The 16,356-nt window shown below is 62.8% G+C and carries 17 protein-coding genes; 14 read left to right on the top strand and 3 right to left on the bottom strand.

The annotated features are described in order from the left end of the window. Positions 1-4: 4 nt before the first annotated feature. Genes LB554_RS01540 through LB554_RS01530 form a run of 3 tightly spaced genes read right to left on the bottom strand, consistent with a single transcriptional unit; the run spans position 5 to position 2,738 of the window. On the bottom strand, positions 5-970 hold the full coding sequence (locus LB554_RS01540; RefSeq protein ID WP_224582847.1) for a PDR/VanB family oxidoreductase: 966 nt from the start codon (positions 968-970) through the stop codon (positions 5-7). After that, a complete protein-coding gene (locus LB554_RS01535; RefSeq protein WP_140617368.1) occupies positions 967-1,563 on the bottom strand; it encodes a dimethylamine monooxygenase subunit DmmA family protein in 597 nt (198 codons plus the stop codon). The genes LB554_RS01540 and LB554_RS01535 overlap by 4 nt, the downstream gene beginning before the upstream one ends. 41 nt (positions 1,564-1,604) lie before the next feature. Next, on the bottom strand, positions 1,605-2,738 hold the full coding sequence (locus tag LB554_RS01530) for an aminomethyltransferase family protein (protein WP_224582845.1): 1,134 nt from the start codon (positions 2,736-2,738) through the stop codon (positions 1,605-1,607). Between the two features lie 286 nt (positions 2,739-3,024). On the opposite strand from LB554_RS01530, the gene LB554_RS01525 reads away from it, so the two are divergent. The 14 genes from LB554_RS01525 (at position 3,025) to LB554_RS01460 (ending at position 16,263) form a co-directional block, all read left to right on the top strand. Continuing rightward, the gene (locus LB554_RS01525; RefSeq protein ID WP_140617370.1) at positions 3,025-3,312 is read left to right on the top strand and encodes a hypothetical protein; all 288 of its coding nucleotides are present in this window, start codon (positions 3,025-3,027) and stop codon (positions 3,310-3,312) included. 11 nt (positions 3,313-3,323) lie between these two features. Beyond that, positions 3,324-3,701, top strand: a complete 378-nt coding sequence (locus tag LB554_RS01520) for a hypothetical protein (protein WP_015318907.1) — start codon at positions 3,324-3,326, stop codon at positions 3,699-3,701. Positions 3,702-3,733: 32 nt separating this feature from the next. Further along, the gene (locus tag LB554_RS01515; RefSeq protein ID WP_015318908.1) at positions 3,734-3,895 is read left to right on the top strand and encodes a hypothetical protein; all 162 of its coding nucleotides are present in this window, start codon (positions 3,734-3,736) and stop codon (positions 3,893-3,895) included. 14 nt (positions 3,896-3,909) lie between these two features. Continuing rightward, positions 3,910-5,316 carry an APC family permease gene (locus tag LB554_RS01510; RefSeq protein WP_015318909.1) on the top strand — a complete coding sequence of 469 codons (1,407 nt, stop codon included), beginning with the start codon at positions 3,910-3,912 and terminating at the stop codon, positions 5,314-5,316. 45 nt (positions 5,317-5,361) lie between these two features. Beyond that, positions 5,362-6,051 (top strand): hypothetical protein, encoded by a 690-nt coding sequence (locus LB554_RS01505; RefSeq protein ID WP_181166354.1) that lies wholly within the window; start codon positions 5,362-5,364, stop codon positions 6,049-6,051. Continuing rightward, positions 6,048-6,377, top strand: a complete 330-nt coding sequence (locus LB554_RS01500; protein WP_224582843.1) for a hypothetical protein — start codon at positions 6,048-6,050, stop codon at positions 6,375-6,377. Before LB554_RS01505 ends, LB554_RS01500 begins: the two co-directional genes overlap by 4 nt. 83 nt (positions 6,378-6,460) lie before the next feature. Next, a complete protein-coding gene (locus LB554_RS01495) occupies positions 6,461-7,357 on the top strand; it encodes a class II glutamine amidotransferase (protein WP_015318912.1) in 897 nt (298 codons plus the stop codon). Positions 7,358-7,361: 4 nt separating this feature from the next. Further along, a complete protein-coding gene (locus LB554_RS01490; RefSeq protein ID WP_224582841.1) occupies positions 7,362-8,084 on the top strand; it encodes a GXGXG domain-containing protein in 723 nt (240 codons plus the stop codon). A 6-nt stretch (positions 8,085-8,090) separates the two neighbouring features. Next, positions 8,091-9,419 carry an FMN-binding glutamate synthase family protein gene (locus LB554_RS01485; RefSeq protein WP_015318914.1) on the top strand — a complete coding sequence of 443 codons (1,329 nt, stop codon included), beginning with the start codon at positions 8,091-8,093 and terminating at the stop codon, positions 9,417-9,419. A gap of 63 nt (positions 9,420-9,482) precedes the next feature. Continuing rightward, complete coding sequence (gene glnT / locus LB554_RS01480) at positions 9,483-10,790, top strand: type III glutamate--ammonia ligase (protein ID WP_140878046.1); 1,308 nt, start codon at positions 9,483-9,485, stop codon at positions 10,788-10,790. A 92-nt stretch (positions 10,791-10,882) separates the two neighbouring features. Beyond that, complete coding sequence (locus LB554_RS01475) at positions 10,883-12,136, top strand: sarcosine oxidase subunit beta family protein (RefSeq protein ID WP_140617374.1); 1,254 nt, start codon at positions 10,883-10,885, stop codon at positions 12,134-12,136. Positions 12,137-12,151: 15 nt separating this feature from the next. Continuing rightward, a complete protein-coding gene (locus LB554_RS01470) occupies positions 12,152-12,427 on the top strand; it encodes a sarcosine oxidase subunit delta (protein WP_140617375.1) in 276 nt (91 codons plus the stop codon). A gap of 241 nt (positions 12,428-12,668) precedes the next feature. Then, positions 12,669-15,647 (top strand): sarcosine oxidase subunit alpha, encoded by a 2,979-nt coding sequence (locus tag LB554_RS01465; protein WP_224582838.1) that lies wholly within the window; start codon positions 12,669-12,671, stop codon positions 15,645-15,647. Next, positions 15,640-16,263, top strand: coding sequence for a sarcosine oxidase subunit gamma (locus tag LB554_RS01460; protein WP_224582913.1), 624 nt, complete (start codon positions 15,640-15,642; stop codon positions 16,261-16,263). Before LB554_RS01465 ends, LB554_RS01460 begins: the two co-directional genes overlap by 8 nt. Positions 16,264-16,356 lie beyond the last annotated feature (93 nt).

Genomic DNA, 16,356 nt, shown 5'->3' with positions numbered 1-16,356 from the left:
CCTCCTATCTTTCCAAGACCAGCGACCTGCCCTCGAAGCGCGACACGCACGGCATGATCTTCCTGCCCGAACGGTGCTCTTCCTCGCTCAGCCAATGGTCGTTGTGGATGAATTTGCCGTCACACGAGATGACGTTGGTCTCGCACTGGCCGCAGACGCCGCCACGACAAAGATAGGGCGGATCGACGCCGGCGGCTTCGATGGCTTCCAGCAGGCTCTGCTGCTCGCCGACGCGGATGGCCTTGCCGCTGACGGCAAGCGTCACGTCGAATGGCAGGCCGGGCTGCGGCGCCGCGAAATGCTCGTAGTGGACGGTCTCCGGCGGCCAGCCGAGGTTAGCTGCGCGGTCGCGTACCCAGTTGATCATGCCGGCCGGGCCGCAGACATAGAGGTGCGTCCCGAGCGGCTGCGAGGATAGCAACCGGTCGAGTTCGATCCGCTCCTCAAGGTCATCATGGTAGAGCCGAACGCGACGGCCGTAGCGTTCCCGCAGCACGTCGGCATAAGTGCCAAGCGAAGCGGTGCGGCAGGTGTAGTGCAGTTCGAAATTGCCGCCCTCCCCCGCCAGTTGCGCGGTCTGGGCCATGAACGGCGTGATGCCGATGCCGCCGGCCAGCATCAGGTGTTTCTTAGCGCGCAGATCGAGCGAAAAAAGATTGACCGGATAGCTGATCACCATCTCCAGGCCCGGCTTGACCGACCTGTGCATGAACAGCGAGCCGCCGCGACCGACGTCGTCGCGGCGCACCGAGATGGTGTATTCGCGCGTGTCTAGCGGCGAGCCCATCAGCGAATAGGGATTGAGCCTTGTGCGCTGGCCATCGCGCATCTCGACCACGACATGGGCGCCGCCGGAAAAGGTCGGCAACAGCTCGCCATCACGCCGGCGAAAATGGAACCGGGTGACCAGCTCATTGACCGGGACGACATCGCTGACGACGACGTCGAGCTTGGTGGTGCCGGTGCTCATCGAAATATCTCCTCCATCGGAGGAATTTCACTGCGATCCTCGGCATTGATGCAGACGCCCTGGAACGCGGCAAGGCGCCGGGAATAGTGATCGCGCACGAGAAGCAGCAGGCCACAATGCGAGCAGGTCGCCGGCTGCGTCGTCACATTCTCGGTGATGCCCTTGCAGTGCACGCACTGCATGCGCCGTGCCAGCGAGCCGCGATGCTCGGTCTGCATGGAGGTGTGGTCGATGCCGGCTTCGAGCGCCACCTGCATAGCCTGCCCGATCAGCCCTTCGGTGCCGGCGAGATAGAGGCGCAGACCCATATGCGCGTTATCAAGCGTCTGCTTCAGACGCGGCAGCAGACTGGCGAAGGACGGGGCGGTGTGAAATTGCGCCGGCTTCAACCCTTCGAGGGCAGCAATATATTTGCCGTCAGGACCGGGAATGAAGACGATCTCGGCACAATCGAAAAAGCCAGGTGGCGCGGTTCGGGCCATATCGGTAATCGCCAGCGCGCCTTCGGCGTCGGCGATGAACAGATGATGCCTGCCAGGCTGCGGAGACAGGGTTCCGTAAATGGGCCGGCTGATGATGGTCTTGGCTGCCATTCTCTCTTTGTGCCTCGAAAACCTTCGCTGTCGATTATGCCTCAGCCTTTCGCCGTGCGCTTGGTCTTCTTGGGATCGTCGAACGGCAAGGGCTGCGCCGTGGCCTTGATCAATCCGCTCTTGTTGCGGATTTCGAGCGTGGTGTCCTTGACCGCGCAGTCGACGTCGAGCCGGGCAATGCCCATCGATTTCTCGACCAGCGGCGAATACATGGCGCAGGTGACAACGCCGACCTTTTTGCCGTCGCGATAGACCGGAGCGCCCTCGTCCGCCGGCTCCTTGCCGTCGAGCAGGACGCCATAGATCTTGAAGCGCTCCTTGCCCTTCAGGCGATAGTGCTCCTCGGCACCGCGAAAGCCGGTCTTGCCGGGGCTGACGGTGAAGTCGAGGCCGAGCTCCCAAAGCGTATCGCCGGGGCCTTCATTCTCGAACGGATACTTTTGGGAATTGTCGTAGGGGTAGAACAGCAGGTAGCTTTCGACGCGCAGCATGTCGAGCGTGGTGAAGCGGCAGGGAATGATGCCGGCGTTCTTGCCCTCGTCGAGAATCCTGTCCCAGATCGTGCCGGCGTCCTGGCCACGGCAGAAGATCTCGTAGCCGCGTTCGCCGGTATAGCCGGTGCGCGAGATCATGACGGGAAAGCCGAACAGCTGCGTCTGCATGTGATGGAAGTAGTTGAGGTCGCGGATGCCGGGCACGTGCTTGGCCAGATAGTCGACCGCTGTTGGCCCCTGCAGCGACAAATCGTGCAGATTGTCGTCGAAGCGCAGCGACACGTCCCGTCCCATCGCCGCCCGCTGCAGTTCCTCATGGCCGGTACCCGAGCCGTGTACCACCATCCAGGAATTCGGTCCCATGCGGTAGAGGATGCAGTCGTCGGTGAATTTTCCCGCCTCGTTCAGCATGCAGGCATAGGCCGACTTGCCGGGATAGATCTTTTCAACGTCACGCGTGGTGGCGAGGTCGATCAGATGCGAGGCGTGCGGCCCTGTGATGTGCACCTTCTTCAGGCCGGAAACATCCATAAGCCCGGCCTTGGTGCGGATGGCGATATATTCCTCGTCGGCATCCTTGTCGTAGGTCCAGGCGGTGCCCATACCGCTCCAGTCTTCGAGTTTCGAACCCAGCGCACGATGGCGATCCGCCAGGGTCGAAAATCTCCAGGATGCCGTCATCCGCTCGTCCTCCATTCGAAAATGCTGCTGTTCCCTGCTCCCGTGCGCTAGGCCGGGAGCTTGGTCGAATATTGATCGCAAACGCGGGAGGCCCGCAATCCCCTAAAAGCAAATAATTTCATTGTCAGGCAAAATCGGCAGGTCGAAGCAAGCGGTTAACTCAGCGTAAATTCGTCTTGACAATTGCGAAATTCGGCCTGAATCTATGAAAAAAATTTCACTCTCTTGAAAGAGAGCGGCGGGCGGTGGATTCGGAACCGGACGTCGGCAAAGAAGGGGAAAACCGATGGCAGACCTGCAGCAGCGCATCGAGGCGCTGTACCGCTCCGACTTGCGCGGATCCGCGCTCCTGATCATCTGCCTGTGGGCGACGATCCTCTTCGTTCTCTTCATGACATGGCCATACATTCCGCAGGGCGGCATCAAGGCTGTCGTCGCCATTGCCGCCGCCGCCGTGCTCATCTTCAACACGGCAGCCATCCTGGCGATGGTCAAACACTACAAGGAAGACAAGGAGTTCATCTACGGGCTCGACATCAAGAACGCCGACGCATCCCGCAACCGCAAGTCCTGAGGGGAGAAACAATGTCCCGCTATACGCCGCCGGAGCAGAGCAAGGCCGGGCAAGTCTTCGACATCGCCGTTGTCGTGGTCGCCATCTTCGTGGCGCTGTGGCTGCCGCTGAAGCTTGGTCTTGCCGGTGCCGCAAAATCAATCGACGCGCTCGATGCCAAGACCTGGGAAGCGCTCGGGCAGAATCCGACCATGGCGTCGATCTGGGAAAAGCTCGGCTATACGCCCGAGACCGCGCACGACATCATCCAGAACCGGTTCCACTACATCATCGACTGGCCGACGCTGATCATCATGGCGGCCGTCCTGATCGGTTATTTCGTGTTCCTGTTCCGGGCATCCGACCGCGAATATCGCGATGTGATCAACGAGAAGTTCGACGACAGGTAAAGTTTGGCGACGAAGAATTTGGGGACACGATCATGTGGGTGGCACTCTCTTACGCATGCTGGGGCATCTCGATCGTGCTCGCGCTGTGGATGCTCTACGACTGGTTCAAGGTCGATACGAACTACTCCGAGGACGTTTTGACCTCGTCGCGTGAAGGCGAGCTTGAAGCCGCTTCCGAAAAACACCGGATCTGAGTGGGGATTGATCGATGACGGTCGCGCTTGAAAACACCACCACCACCACAATTCACGGCGACCGGGTATCGCTGCTTCGGGTGCTTGGCCCGGCCCATGTCTGGGCGCTCGGCGTCGGCATCGTTCTGGTCGGCGAGTTCACCGGCTGGAATTTCTCGGCCGACAAGGGCGGCGCGCTGGCTGCCCTGATCGTGTGCTGGGTCGTCGGGCTGCTCTACACCTCGGTGGCCATGATCGATTCCGAGGTGACGTCGACAGTGGCCGCCGCCGGCGGCCAGTATGCGCAGGCAAAGCACATTGTCGGGCCGTTGATGGCGTTCAACGTCGCGCTGTTCCTGGTCTTTGCCTATACGATGCTGGAAGTGTCCGATGCCATCCTGCTCGGCGACACCATCGTCGCCAAGGCGGGTGTGGAAGGGCTGACCCACAATTCCTTCATCGCCGCCACCATCGTGGTGCTGGCCTGGCTCAACTATCGCGGCGTACTGATGACGCTCAACGTCAACTTCGTCATCACGGCCATCGCCTATGTCTCGATCGTCGTCCTGTTCTTCTCGGTCAGCCCCTGGACGCAAGGCGCGGTGCTGAAGCTCAACGAACTGGTCACTCCAGGCAACGCGCTGCCCTATGGCTGGATCGGCGTCATCGCCGCCTTCCAGTTCGGCATCTGGTATTATCTCGGCATCGAAGGGACCACCCAGGCCGCCGAGGAAGTGCGCTCGCCGGCACGCTCCCTGCCCTACGGCACCATGGCCGGCATGATCACGCTGCTCATCGCCGCCGCCATGACCTGGTATGTCTGCGCCTCGCTGATGCCTTGGGAATATCTCGGCATCACCTATTATCCGCTGTGGGACGCCGGCAAACTGACCGGCAGCCCCCTGCTCGAGAACCTCCTGTTCATAGCGACGCTGCTCGCCGCGCTTGCCTCCGCCAATGGTTGCATCAACGACGCGGCGCGCGCCTGGTTCTCGCTCGGACGCGACCGCTATCTGCCGAGCTGGTTTTCGGCGGTGCATCCGAAATACCGCACGCCCTATCGCTCGATCCTGTTCCTGCTGCCGATCGCGCTGGCCTTCGCCTTCATCGCCGACCTTAACCAGGCGATCACCTTCTCGATCCTGTCGGGCGTGCTGCAATACACTTTCATGAGCATCAACATCATGATGTTCAGGAAAAAGTGGCCGCTGGGCTCGATCCGCCGCGGCTACACGCACCCCTTCCATCCGCTGCCGGCAATCGTCCTGTTCAGCCTGTGCGTAGTGACCTTCTTCGCCATCTTCCTCGGCTTCGGCTCGCAGTTGATCGCCATGGTCGCCTTCTATTTCCTGATTTCGCTGTGGTTCCATTTCTATCGCTACAAATTCGTGCGGCGTGGGGACCAGTTCACCATGCCGTGGCCGAAACCGCAGGGCTATTGATGGGAGTAGGCCCGTCCAGGATTTGGATGGGCCTTGCACGATAAAATGTCAGACGTGACATCAGCACTGCTTGCCGGGGCAATTGTCCTGGCTCTCGTCCTTCACTTTGCGTGGCAGGCGCGCCGCAGCCGCGACAGGGCCTCGGCAGCGCTGGCCGCCGATGAGGCGGGCATTCGCGCCGTCGTCGCGGATGCAGACAATGTCTCGGACGGCACCGCCGGCGTCATCACCTGGGAAGGATCATGGAACGGCCAACGCGTGCAGGTGCGCACCATCGTCGACACGCTGGCGACGCGGAAACTGCCGGCGCGCTGGCTCAGCGTTTCGATCACCGAGAAGGTCTCGGTACCTGCCATTTTCGACATGATGATGCGGCCGGGCTCGCCGACGACGTTCTCCAATTTCGACCATCTCCAGCATACGCTGCCGAAGGCGCCCGGTTTTCCGGCCGAGGCGGTGCTGCGGACAGACCGCAGGGGCACACGGTTCCCTCAGAGCATCATCGCCGGCCATATGGAACCGTTTTCAGAAGGCCGCGCCAAGGAGCTGCTGATCACGCCGAACGGAGTGCGCATCGTGTGGCTGCTGGCCGAGGCCGAGCGGGCACGCTACGGTGTCTTCCGGCAAGCCGCGTTCGGTGACACACGGATCGATTCTGCGCTGATCGAGCGGTTGCTCGTATCACTCTCGGATCTGCGCGACGCCATCAACCGAAGCGAACGGCAGGCCGCATGAGCACTTCAGACACTTCGCCGGCGCCAGTGAGCCCTTATCTCGTCCTGGGCGCCGCAATCGTGCTGCCGGCAAGCGGCCATGTCATTCTGGGCATCCCGGTGCGCGGACTGCAGTTTCTTTTCTTCATGGTCATACTGGCCTGGGTGACCGCCAGGATTTCGCCGCCGGACGCCAGCTTCGTCGGCCGTCACGCCGGCGGCTTCCTGATCTATGCGCTGTCGATCCTCGACGCCTACAAGATCGCCCGCATTCGTACCGCCAAATGGGCTCATAATGCCCGGCCGGAAGGAAACGGTACGCAGAGCGGCATTGAGCCGCATACGTAACCAGAGGAAAATTTCTTTCATACCATTGAATTAGAGGATTTCATTCGGTACATCATCTTAGTCACAAACGTCGGGAGGCTGACATGTGCGGAATCGTTGGACTTTTCCTGAAGGACAAGGCGCTGGAGCCGAAGCTCGGCGCGATGCTGTCGGAGATGCTGGTATCGCTCAGCGATCGCGGCCCTGACAGTGCCGGCATCGCCATCTATGGCGCGACATCCGGCAACGAGGCCAAGATCACCATCCAGTCGCCGAAGCCGGAACGCGATTTCCGCGGCCTGGACGCCGAACTCGCGAAGGCCGTCGGAGCGCCGGTGAGCATTGCGGTGAAATCGACGCACGCGGTGGTCAGGACCACGCCGGACAAGGTCGACGCGGCGCGTGAAGCCCTCCAGTCGCTCAGGCCCGACATCCGCATCATGGGCGCCGGCGAAGCGGTGGAAATCTACAAGGAAGTCGGCCTGCCCGAAGCCGTCGTCGATCGCTTCGACGTGCGCAAGATGACCGGCACGCATGGCATCGGTCATACCCGCATGGCGACGGAATCGGCAGTGACGACGATGGGTGCGCATCCTTTCTCGACCGGTGCCGACCAGTGTCTCGTGCACAATGGTTCATTGTCGAACCACAACAATGTCCGCCGCGAATTGATCCGCGAAGGCATGAAATTCGAGACCGAGAACGATACCGAAGTGGCGGCCGCTTACCTTTCCTCGCAAATGGCGCATGGCAAGAACCTCGGCGAGGCACTTGAAGGCACGCTGTCCGACCTCGATGGCTTCTTCACCTTCGTCGTCGGCACCAAGAATGGTTTTGGCGTGGTGCGCGATCCGATCGCCTGCAAGCCCGCCGTGATGGCTGAGACCGACCAGTATGTCGCCTTCGGCTCGGAATATCGCGCGCTGACCAAACTGCCCGGCATAGACAATGCGAGGGTCTGGGAACCGGAGCCCGCAACCGTTTATTTCTGGGAGCATTGAGTTCATGGCGGCAACCTCCAAGGCAACGCGCGACAGCCATGCGCGCGTCTTCGACCTCGACGTCCTGTCGCTGCGCGAACTCAATCAAGCGCTCCACAATCTGGCTCCGGGTTCGAACGAGACGGCGTGGGAAGTGCTCAACCCGAAAGGGAGCCATTCGGTCGCCGTCGGTGTCGACCACCCTGTCAGCATCGATGTGCGCGGCAGCGTCGGCTATTACTGCGGCGGCATGAACTCCGGCAGCGCCATCACCGTGCACGGCTCGGCCGGCCCCGGCGTTGGCGAGAACATGATGTCGGGTTCCATCGTCATCAAGGGCGATGCCAGCCAGTATGCCGGCGCCACCGGCAAGGGCGGGTTGCTGGTCATCGAAGGCAATGCCTCGTCGCGCTGCGGCATCTCAATGAAGGGCATCGACATCGTCGTGCATGGCAATATTGGCCATATGTCGGCCTTCATGGCGCAATCCGGCAACCTCGTTGTTCTGGGCGATGCCGGCGATGCACTGGGCGATTCCATCTACGAGGCGCGGCTCTTCGTGCGCGGCAAGGTCGACAGTCTTGGTGCGGACTGTATCGCCAAGGAGATGCGGCCCGAGCATCTGGAACTGCTGCAGGGTCTGCTCGACCGCGCCGGCGTGACCGGCGTCAAGCCGTCGGAGTTCAAGCGCTACGGCTCGGCGCGCACGCTCTACAATTTCAATATCGACAACGCCGACGCGTATTGAGGCAGCATGACCTATCGCAACCCGCCGACGACGCCGCGCAAATCCGCGACTTTCGACGACTACACGCTCTCCGAAATCCGCCGCGCCGCGGCGACCGGCATCTATGATATCAGAGGTGCCGGCGCCAAGCGCAAGCTGCCGCATTTCGATGACCTTCTGTTCCTCGGCGCCTCGATCTCGCGCTACCCGCTGGAAGGCTACCGCGAGCGCTGCGACACATCCGTGGTGCTCGGTTCGCGCCACGCCAAGAAGCCTATCGAACTGAAGATACCGATCACCATTGCCGGCATGAGCTTCGGCTCGCTGTCCGGTCCCGCCAAGGAAGCGCTCGGGCGCGGCGCGACGCTGTCGGGCACCTCGACCACGACCGGCGATGGCGGCATGACAGAGGAAGAGCGCGGCCATTCCAAGCAACTGGTCTATCAGTACCTGCCCTCGCGCTATGGTATGAACCTGCGCGACCTGCGTCGCGCCGATGCGATCGAAGTGGTCGTCGGCCAGGGCGCCAAGCCCGGCGGTGGCGGGATGCTGCTCGGCCAGAAGATTTCGGACCGTGTCGCCGAGATGCGCACGCTGCCCAAAGGCATCGACCAGCGCTCGGCCTCGCGCCACCCCGACTGGACCGGACCGGACGATCTCGAGATCAAGATCCTCGAGCTGCGCGAAATCACCGATTGGGAAAAACCGATCTACGTCAAGGTCGGCGGCGCCCGGCCCTACTACGATACAGCGCTTGCGGTGAAGGCCGGCGCCGATGTCGTCGTGGTCGACGGCATGCAGGGCGGAACGGCTGCAACGCAGGAAGTGTTTATCGAGAATGTCGGCCAGCCGACGCTCGCCTGCATCAGGCCGGCGGTGCAGGCGCTGCAGGATCTCGGCATGCACCGCAAGGTTCAGCTCATCGTCTCAGGCGGCATCCGCAACGGCGCCGATGTGGCCAAGGCGCTGGCGCTCGGCGTCGACGCCGTGTCGATCGGCACCGCGGCACTCGTGGCGCTCGGTGACAACGATCCCCGCTGGGAGGCGGAGTACAACGAACTCGGCACCACATCAGGCGCCTATGACGACTGGCATGAGGGCAAGGATCCTGCCGGCATCACCACGCAGGACCCCGAACTGATGAAGCGGGTCGACCCCGTGGCCGCCGGGCGCCGGTTGGCGAACTATTTGAAGGTGATGACGCTGGAGGCGCAAACCATCGCCCGCGCCTGCGGCAAGAACAGCCTCCACAATCTCGAACCCGAGGACCTCGTCGCATTGACGATCGAGGCTGCCGCCATGGCCGGCGTGCCACTGGCCGGCACCAACTGGATACCGGGGAAGAACGGCTTCTGATCAACAAAGGGCCGAAGGCCATATGCTCTAGGGCCAACAATCGATAAGAAATGGGGAACTTCAGTGACAGTTGATCTTGCAGAGTTCGCAAGGGCGAAAAACGTCAAATATTTCATGATTTCCTACACTGACCTGTTCAGTGGCCAGCGTGCCAAGCTGGTACCGGCGCAAGCCATCGCCGACATGCAGAAGGACGGTGCCGGCTTTGCCGGGTTCGCCACCTGGCTCGACCTCACGCCGGCGCATCCCGACATGCTGGCGGTGCCGGATCCGGACTCGGTCATCCAGTTGCCATGGAAACCGGAAGTCGCCTGGGTCGCCGCCAACTGCATCATGGACGACAAGGACGTCGACCAGGCGCCGCGCAATACACTGAAGCGGCTGATCGCCGAGGCAGCCGCCGACGGTATGCACGTCAAGACCGGCGTCGAGGCCGAGTTCTTCCTGATCTCGCCGGACGGCAAGACGATCTCCGATGAGTACGACACGGCATCGAAGCCTTGCTACGACCAGCAAGCGGTGATGCGCCGTTACGATGTCATCGCCGAGATCTGCGACCACATGCTGGCGCTCGGCTGGGGCGCTTACCAGAACGACCACGAGGACGCTAACGGCCAATTCGAGATGAACTGGGCGTTCGACGATGCGCTGCCGACCGCCGACAAGCATTCCTTCTTCAAGTTCATGGTCAAGTCGATCGCGGAAAAACATGGGCTGCGCGCCACCTTCATGCCCAAACCGTTCCAGGGCCTGACCGGCAATGGCTGCCATGCCCACATCTCTGTCTGGGACAGATCGGGCAAGACCAATGTCTTCGCCGACAATTCGATGGAGCTCGGTCTTTCCGCCAAGGGCAAGAACTTCCTTGGCGGCATCATGAAGCACGCTTCGGCGCTCGCCGCGATCACCAACCCGACGGTCAATTCCTATAAGCGCATCAACGCGCCGCGCACCATTTCGGGCGCGACCTGGGCGCCGAACACGGTGACCTGGACCGGCAACAACCGCACCCACATGGTGCGCGTGCCCGGCCCCGGCCGCTTCGAATTGCGCCTGCCCGATGGCGCTGCCAACCCTTATCTCCTGCAGGCGGTCATCATCGCCGCCGGCCTCGACGGCATCCGCTCGAAGGCCGATCCGGGCAAGCGCTACGATATCGACATGTACCAGCATGGCCACACGGTGAAGGGCGCGCCTAAGCTGCCGCTCAACCTGCTCGATGCGTTGCGCGAGTTCGACAAGGACAAATCGCTCAAGGCGGCGCTGGGTGAGGAATTCTCGTCGGCATATCTAAAGCTGAAGCACCAGGAATGGAATTCCTATGCTTCGCACTTCACGCAATGGGAGCGCGACCACACGCTGGACATCTAGAGCATCGGACCGAAAAAGTGTGACACGGTTTTCGGCAAAGGCGATGCGTCAAGAAAGTTCCTGTGTGGGGCGGGCGACCTCGGAATGAACGTATGAAATACTCGATCTTCTCGCTCGCCCGCGCCGCTCTTTCCGGCCATAAAAACTGGCAACGCACCTGGCGCGACGCCGCGCCGAAGGACCGCTACGACGTGGTGATCATCGGCGGCGGCGGCCATGGGCTGGCCACCGCCTGGTTCCTGGCCAGCGAATTCGGCATCAAAAATGTCGCGGTGCTGGAAAAGGGCTGGATCGGTTCCGGCAATGCCGGCCGCAACACCACCATCATCCGCTCCAACTACGGCCTGCCCGGCAATACCGGCTTCTACGAATTGTCGATGAAGCTTTGGGAACGGATGGAGCAGGACCTCAACTACAACGCGATGGTCAGCCAGCGCGGCGTCATCAACCTCTACCATTCCGATGCGCAGCGCGACGCCTATGCACGGCGCGGCAATACCATGCGCATCAACGGCATCGATGCCGAACTGCTCGACCTGGCGGCGGTCAAGAAGATGATCCCGTTCCTGAACTTCGACAATGCGCGCTTTCCCGTGCAGGGCGGGCTGCTGCAGCGGCGCGGCGGCACGGCGCGGCACGATGCGGTGGCCTGGGGCTACGCCCACGCTGCCAGCGAACTCGGCGTCGACATCATCCAGAATTGCGAAGTCACGGGCTTTGTCAGGGACGCCAACGGCAAGGTGACTGGTGTCGAGACCTCGCGCGGCAGGATCGGCGCCGGCAAGGTCGGCATGGCGGTGGCCGGGTCCTCATCGCGCGTCGCGGCGATGGCTGGCCTGCGGCTGCCGATCGAAAGCCATGTGCTGCAGGCCTTCGTCTCGGAGGCGATCAAGCCGCTCATTCCCGGCGTCATGACGTTTGGCGCCGGCCATTTCTATGTCAGCCAGTCCGACAAGGGCGGGCTTGTCTTCGGCGGCGACATCGACGGCTACAATTCCTATGCCCAGCGCGGCAACATGCCTGTCATGGAAGATGTCTGCGAAGGCGGCATGGCGCTGATGCCGATGATAGGCCGCGTGCGGCTGCTGCGCCAATGGGGCGGCATCATGGATATGTCGATGGACGGCTCGCCGATCATCGACAAGACACCGGTCGACGGGCTCTACCTCAATGCCGGCTGGTGCTATGGCGGCTTCAAGGCGACACCCGGCTCAGGCTTCGTCTTCGCCCATCTGCTTGCTCGCGATGAATCGCACGCCGAGGCCGCCCGCTTCCGGCTCGACCGGTTCCGGTCTGGTGCTGTCATCGACGAAAAGGGCCAGGGCGCCCAACCGAACCTGCACTGAGGACAGTCGAAAAACATGCGTATTGTCTGTCCCTTCTGTGGTGAACGCGAGCTCGGCGAGTTCACCTATCTCGGCGACGCCAAGCCGGTGCGGCCGGCGCCTGGAGCGTCGGAAGATGAGGTCTACGATTACGTCTATCTGCGCGACAACATCGCCGGCGTGATGGATGAGAACTGGTATCATGGCGGCGGCTGCCGGGCCTGGCTGAAGGTCACCCGCAACACGCTGACGCACGAGATTTCGGCTGTGGAACCGGCGGCGGGTGCCGGGGCGAGGCAGGTTGCGAAATGAATATTTCCTGCCAACTCGGCGCCGCCCCTCACCTGCCTGCCGGCATCCTCTCCCCGTATAATGACGGGGAGAGGGGTGCTGCCGTCCCCGGTTTCGCCGATCGCCAGCGCTGCAAGAAGGAAGCCAACTTAGCGGCCAGCCCCCTTCTCCCCGTCACTATACGGGGAGAAGTGCCCGGCAGGGCGATGAGGGGCAGTGCTGCCCTCCGCCATGACATCGAATCGACGAGAGGCTGGACATCGTGACCTCTCAACCCCATCGTCTCACATCCGGCGGTCTCGTCGACCGTTCGGCGCCGCTGAATTTCAGGTTCGACGGCAAGAGCTTCTCCGGTTTCAAAGGCGACACGCTTGCCTCGGCACTGGTTGCCAACGGCGTCAAGCTGGTTGGCCGCTCGTTCAAGTACCATCGCCCGCGCGGCATCCTGACCGCGGGATCGGAAGAACCTAACGCGCTGGTGGAGCTGCGCAGCGGTGCACGGCGCGAGCCGAACACCAAGGCGACGACAGCGGAGCTCTATGAAGGGCTCGACGCCGCCAGCCAGAACCGCTGGCCGTCGCTCGCCTTCGACGTGATGTCGGTCAACCAGCTGTTCGCGCCGATCTTCGTCGCCGGCTTCTACTACAAGACCTTCATGTGGCCGGCGAAGTTCTGGGAAGCGATCTATGAGCCGGCGATTCGCCGCGCCGCGGGTCTCGGCCGTGCAGCCGGCATTGCCGATCCGGATCATTACGACAAGGCGTGGGCGCATTGCGACGTGCTGATCGCCGGGTCCGGCCCGACGGGCCTCGCAGCCGCCCTCGCAGCAGGCCGCAGCGGCGCCCGCGTCATCCTGTGCGAAGAGGACTTTGTTCCCGGCGGGCGCCTGCTTGCCGATGGCGGCATGATCGACGGCATGCCTGCCGACGAATGGATCGCGCGCACGCTCAGTGAGCTTGCCGCCATGCCTGATGTCCGCATCATGACGCGCACGACGCTGTTCGGCGTCTATGATGGCGGCACCTATGGCGCGATCGAGCGTGTCAGCGACCATCTGCCCTCGCCGCCGGAGCACCAGGTGCGCCAGCGGCTATGGCGGATCGTGGCCAAGCGCTGCGTCGTCGCGGCAGGCGCGCTCGAACGGCCAATCGTCTTTGCCGGCAACGACACGCCGGGCGTGATGATGGCGTCCGCCATGCGCAGCTATATCGCACGTTATGCCGCGGCACCGGCCAGACGCATCGCGCTGTTCACCAACAACGAGGACGGCTGGCGCACCGTCGAGGCAGCGCTCGGGGCGGGACTGCAGGTCGCCGCCGTGATCGACGCGCGCGCGGAAATCTCTTCCGAGCACCGCTCGCTTGCCAGCAAGGGCGGCTTTGCGGTTCTGCATGGCTCCGTCAGCGGCATCGATGGCGGCAAGAATGGCGTGCGCAAGATTTCCGTCTCACTCACCGGCGGCGCGCGTGCCGAAGTGGAAGCCGATGGGCTTGCCGTTTCCGGCGGCTGGAACCCGGCGGTCGGGCTCACCTCCTATCATCGCGGCCGGCCGAAATGGCGCGACGATATCGCCGCCTTCGTGCCCGACGGCGCGCCTCCGGGAATGGTCGCGGCTGGTGCCGCCAACGGCGCCTTCGGGCTTGGCGCCTGCTTGCGCGAAGGATTTGCGGCGGGCGCGGCTGCGGCACGTGATGCCGGACACGGCAATGGCTCAGGCTCCACGCCGGTGGCCGACGACGAAGCCTTTTCACTGGCGCCGCTTTGGCACGTTGCCGGCAAAGGCAAGGCTTTCGTCGACCAGCAGCATGATGTCACCGCATCGGATATCGAGCTGGCGCAGCGCGAAGGGTTCGAATCGGTCGAGCACCTGAAGCGCTACACCACGCTCGGCATGGCGACCGACCAGGGCAAGACCTCGAACGTCGCCGGCCTCGCCATCATGGCGGCGGTCACGGGCAAATCCATTCCCGAGACCGGCACGACAATCTACCGGCCTCCCTATGTGCCGGTCGCCATCGGCGCCTTCGCCGGCCATCATCGCGACGAGAATTTTCACGCCACGCGGCTGACGCCGTCGCATCACTGGGCCGCCGAACAGGGCGCGATCTTCGTCGACACCGGCCTGTGGAAGCGCGCGCAATGGTATCCGCGCGCCGGCGAGAAGGATTGGCTGGAATCGGTGACCCGCGAGGTCAAGGCGGTGCGCTCAGGCGTCGGCTTCTGCGATGTCTCGACGCTGGGCAAGATCGACGTGCATGGCGCGGACGCCGGCACCTTCCTCGACCGTGTCTACATCAACACCTTCTCCACTCTTGCGGTGGGAAAAGCGCGCTACGGGCTGATGCTGCGCGAGGACGGCATCGTCTATGATGACGGCACCACGTCGCGGCTGGCCGAGGACCACTATTTCCTCACCACCACCACGGCCAAGGCCGGGCTGGTGATGCAGCATCTCGAATTCTGCCGGCAAGTGCTGTTTCCGGAACTCGATGTGCAGTTAACCTCGGTCTCCGACCAGTGGGCGCAATTTTCGATTGCCGGGCCCAAAACCCGCGACCTGTTGAAAGAGATCGTCGATCCTTCGGAAGACCTTTCCAACGAAGGGTTCCCCTTCATGGGCGCGCGCGAAGTCGCGTTGCGCGGCGGCGTCAGGGCGCGGTTGTTCCGCATTTCCTTCTCGGGCGAAATGGCGTTCGAGATTTCGGTGCCGGCGCGCTACGGCGAGGCGATGGCGCGCAATTTGATGATTGCGGGCAAGCCGTTCGGCGTGACGCCTTACGGCACCGAGGCACTCGGCGTCATGCGCATCGAAAAGGGTCACGTCGCGGGTCCGGAACTCAGCGGCACGACCACCGCGGCCGATCTCGGCCTCGGCAAGATGATGTCGACCAAGAAGGATTTCATCGGCCGCGTCATGGCCGGACGCGAGGCGCTGATCGCAGCTGATCGGCAGGTCGTCGTCGGCATCAAGCCGACCGACAAGGCCCGGCGCCTGCGTTCCGGCGCGCACATCATTCCGAAGGGGCAGACACCCGGGCCCGACAACGACCAGGGCTACGTCACCTCGGTCTGCTTTTCGCCGACATCAGACCAATGGATCGGGCTTGCACTTGTCGAGCGCGGCCGCGAGCGGTTCGGCGAGATCGTGCATGCGCACGATCCGCTACGCGGCGAGGATTACGATTTGGAACTGTGCAACCCTGTCTTCTATGACCCGGATGGAGGGCGCCAGCGTGGCTGAGTTTTCCTGGGAAACCCGCAGCCCTCTCCACCGCGCACTCGTCGCCGGTCCACACGGCGCGCGAGGCGACGCCGGCGTGACCCTGAGCGAGATCCGCAATTTCGACCTTGTCCAGGTGATGGCGCGGCGCGGCAAGACGGCCGAGATGGCGAGCGCCGCGAACGCGCATTTCGGCGTGACGGCGCCGGAAACACCGAAGACGGCCGCAGCAGCCGAAGCCACGCTCATCTGGTCGGGACCGGATCAGTTCTTCGTGCTGTCGAAAGGCAGACACACGGTGGAGTCGCTGGCCCCGGTTTTCGCGACCTCGGCTTCGCTCTCGGACCAGTCACATGCGCGGGTGTTGATCAGCATTTCCGGCACCAAGGCGCGCGCCCTGCTCGCCAAACTGTCGTCGATCGATCTGTATCCGGCGGCGTTCCCGGTCGGAGCCGCGGCAACCACCTCGATGGATCACACCAGCGTCACGCTGTGGCGCGGCAATGATGCGCCGGACGGACAGGCTGTTTTCACCGTTCTGGTGTTTTCGACCTTCGCCGAAAGCCTGTGGCACACGATGCTGGACTCGGCTGCCGAGTATGGTGTCGAGATCGGGCATTCGGAGGACTTGGCGTAGCACTGCGCTTCTTCCCCGCCTTGCCAAACTCCGCTCCGCTGCTATTCTTGCTGCTAAAATAATTTCACACACAGGCAAACTTGTTTCTCGAAC

It is taken from the genome of Mesorhizobium sp. CO1-1-11 (assembly GCF_020164995.1).
GTDB classification, from domain to species: Bacteria; Pseudomonadota; Alphaproteobacteria; order Rhizobiales; family Rhizobiaceae; genus Mesorhizobium; species Mesorhizobium australicum.
This window is presented reverse-complemented; position numbering and strand designations above follow the sequence as displayed.

Excerpts from the sequence above, each read along its gene's own strand:
- LB554_RS01540 (WP_224582847.1), bottom strand. The coding sequence starts at position 970 with ATGAGCACCGGCACCACCAAGCTCGACGTCGTCGTCAGCGATGTCGTC.
- LB554_RS01535 (WP_140617368.1), bottom strand. The coding sequence starts at position 1,563 with ATGGCAGCCAAGACCATCATCAGCCGGCCCATTTACGGAACCCTGTCT.
- LB554_RS01530 (WP_224582845.1), bottom strand. The coding sequence starts at position 2,738 with ATGACGGCATCCTGGAGATTTTCGACCCTGGCGGATCGCCATCGTGCG.
- LB554_RS01525 (WP_140617370.1), top strand. The coding sequence starts at position 3,025 with ATGGCAGACCTGCAGCAGCGCATCGAGGCGCTGTACCGCTCCGACTTG.
- LB554_RS01520 (WP_015318907.1), top strand. The coding sequence starts at position 3,324 with ATGTCCCGCTATACGCCGCCGGAGCAGAGCAAGGCCGGGCAAGTCTTC.
- LB554_RS01515 (WP_015318908.1), top strand. The coding sequence starts at position 3,734 with ATGTGGGTGGCACTCTCTTACGCATGCTGGGGCATCTCGATCGTGCTC.
- LB554_RS01510 (WP_015318909.1), top strand. The coding sequence starts at position 3,910 with ATGACGGTCGCGCTTGAAAACACCACCACCACCACAATTCACGGCGAC.
- LB554_RS01505 (WP_181166354.1), top strand. The coding sequence starts at position 5,362 with ATGTCAGACGTGACATCAGCACTGCTTGCCGGGGCAATTGTCCTGGCT.
- LB554_RS01500 (WP_224582843.1), top strand. The coding sequence starts at position 6,048 with ATGAGCACTTCAGACACTTCGCCGGCGCCAGTGAGCCCTTATCTCGTC.
- LB554_RS01495 (WP_015318912.1), top strand. The coding sequence starts at position 6,461 with ATGTGCGGAATCGTTGGACTTTTCCTGAAGGACAAGGCGCTGGAGCCG.
- LB554_RS01490 (WP_224582841.1), top strand. The coding sequence starts at position 7,362 with ATGGCGGCAACCTCCAAGGCAACGCGCGACAGCCATGCGCGCGTCTTC.
- LB554_RS01485 (WP_015318914.1), top strand. The coding sequence starts at position 8,091 with ATGACCTATCGCAACCCGCCGACGACGCCGCGCAAATCCGCGACTTTC.
- LB554_RS01475 (WP_140617374.1), top strand. The coding sequence starts at position 10,883 with ATGAAATACTCGATCTTCTCGCTCGCCCGCGCCGCTCTTTCCGGCCAT.
- LB554_RS01470 (WP_140617375.1), top strand. The coding sequence starts at position 12,152 with ATGCGTATTGTCTGTCCCTTCTGTGGTGAACGCGAGCTCGGCGAGTTC.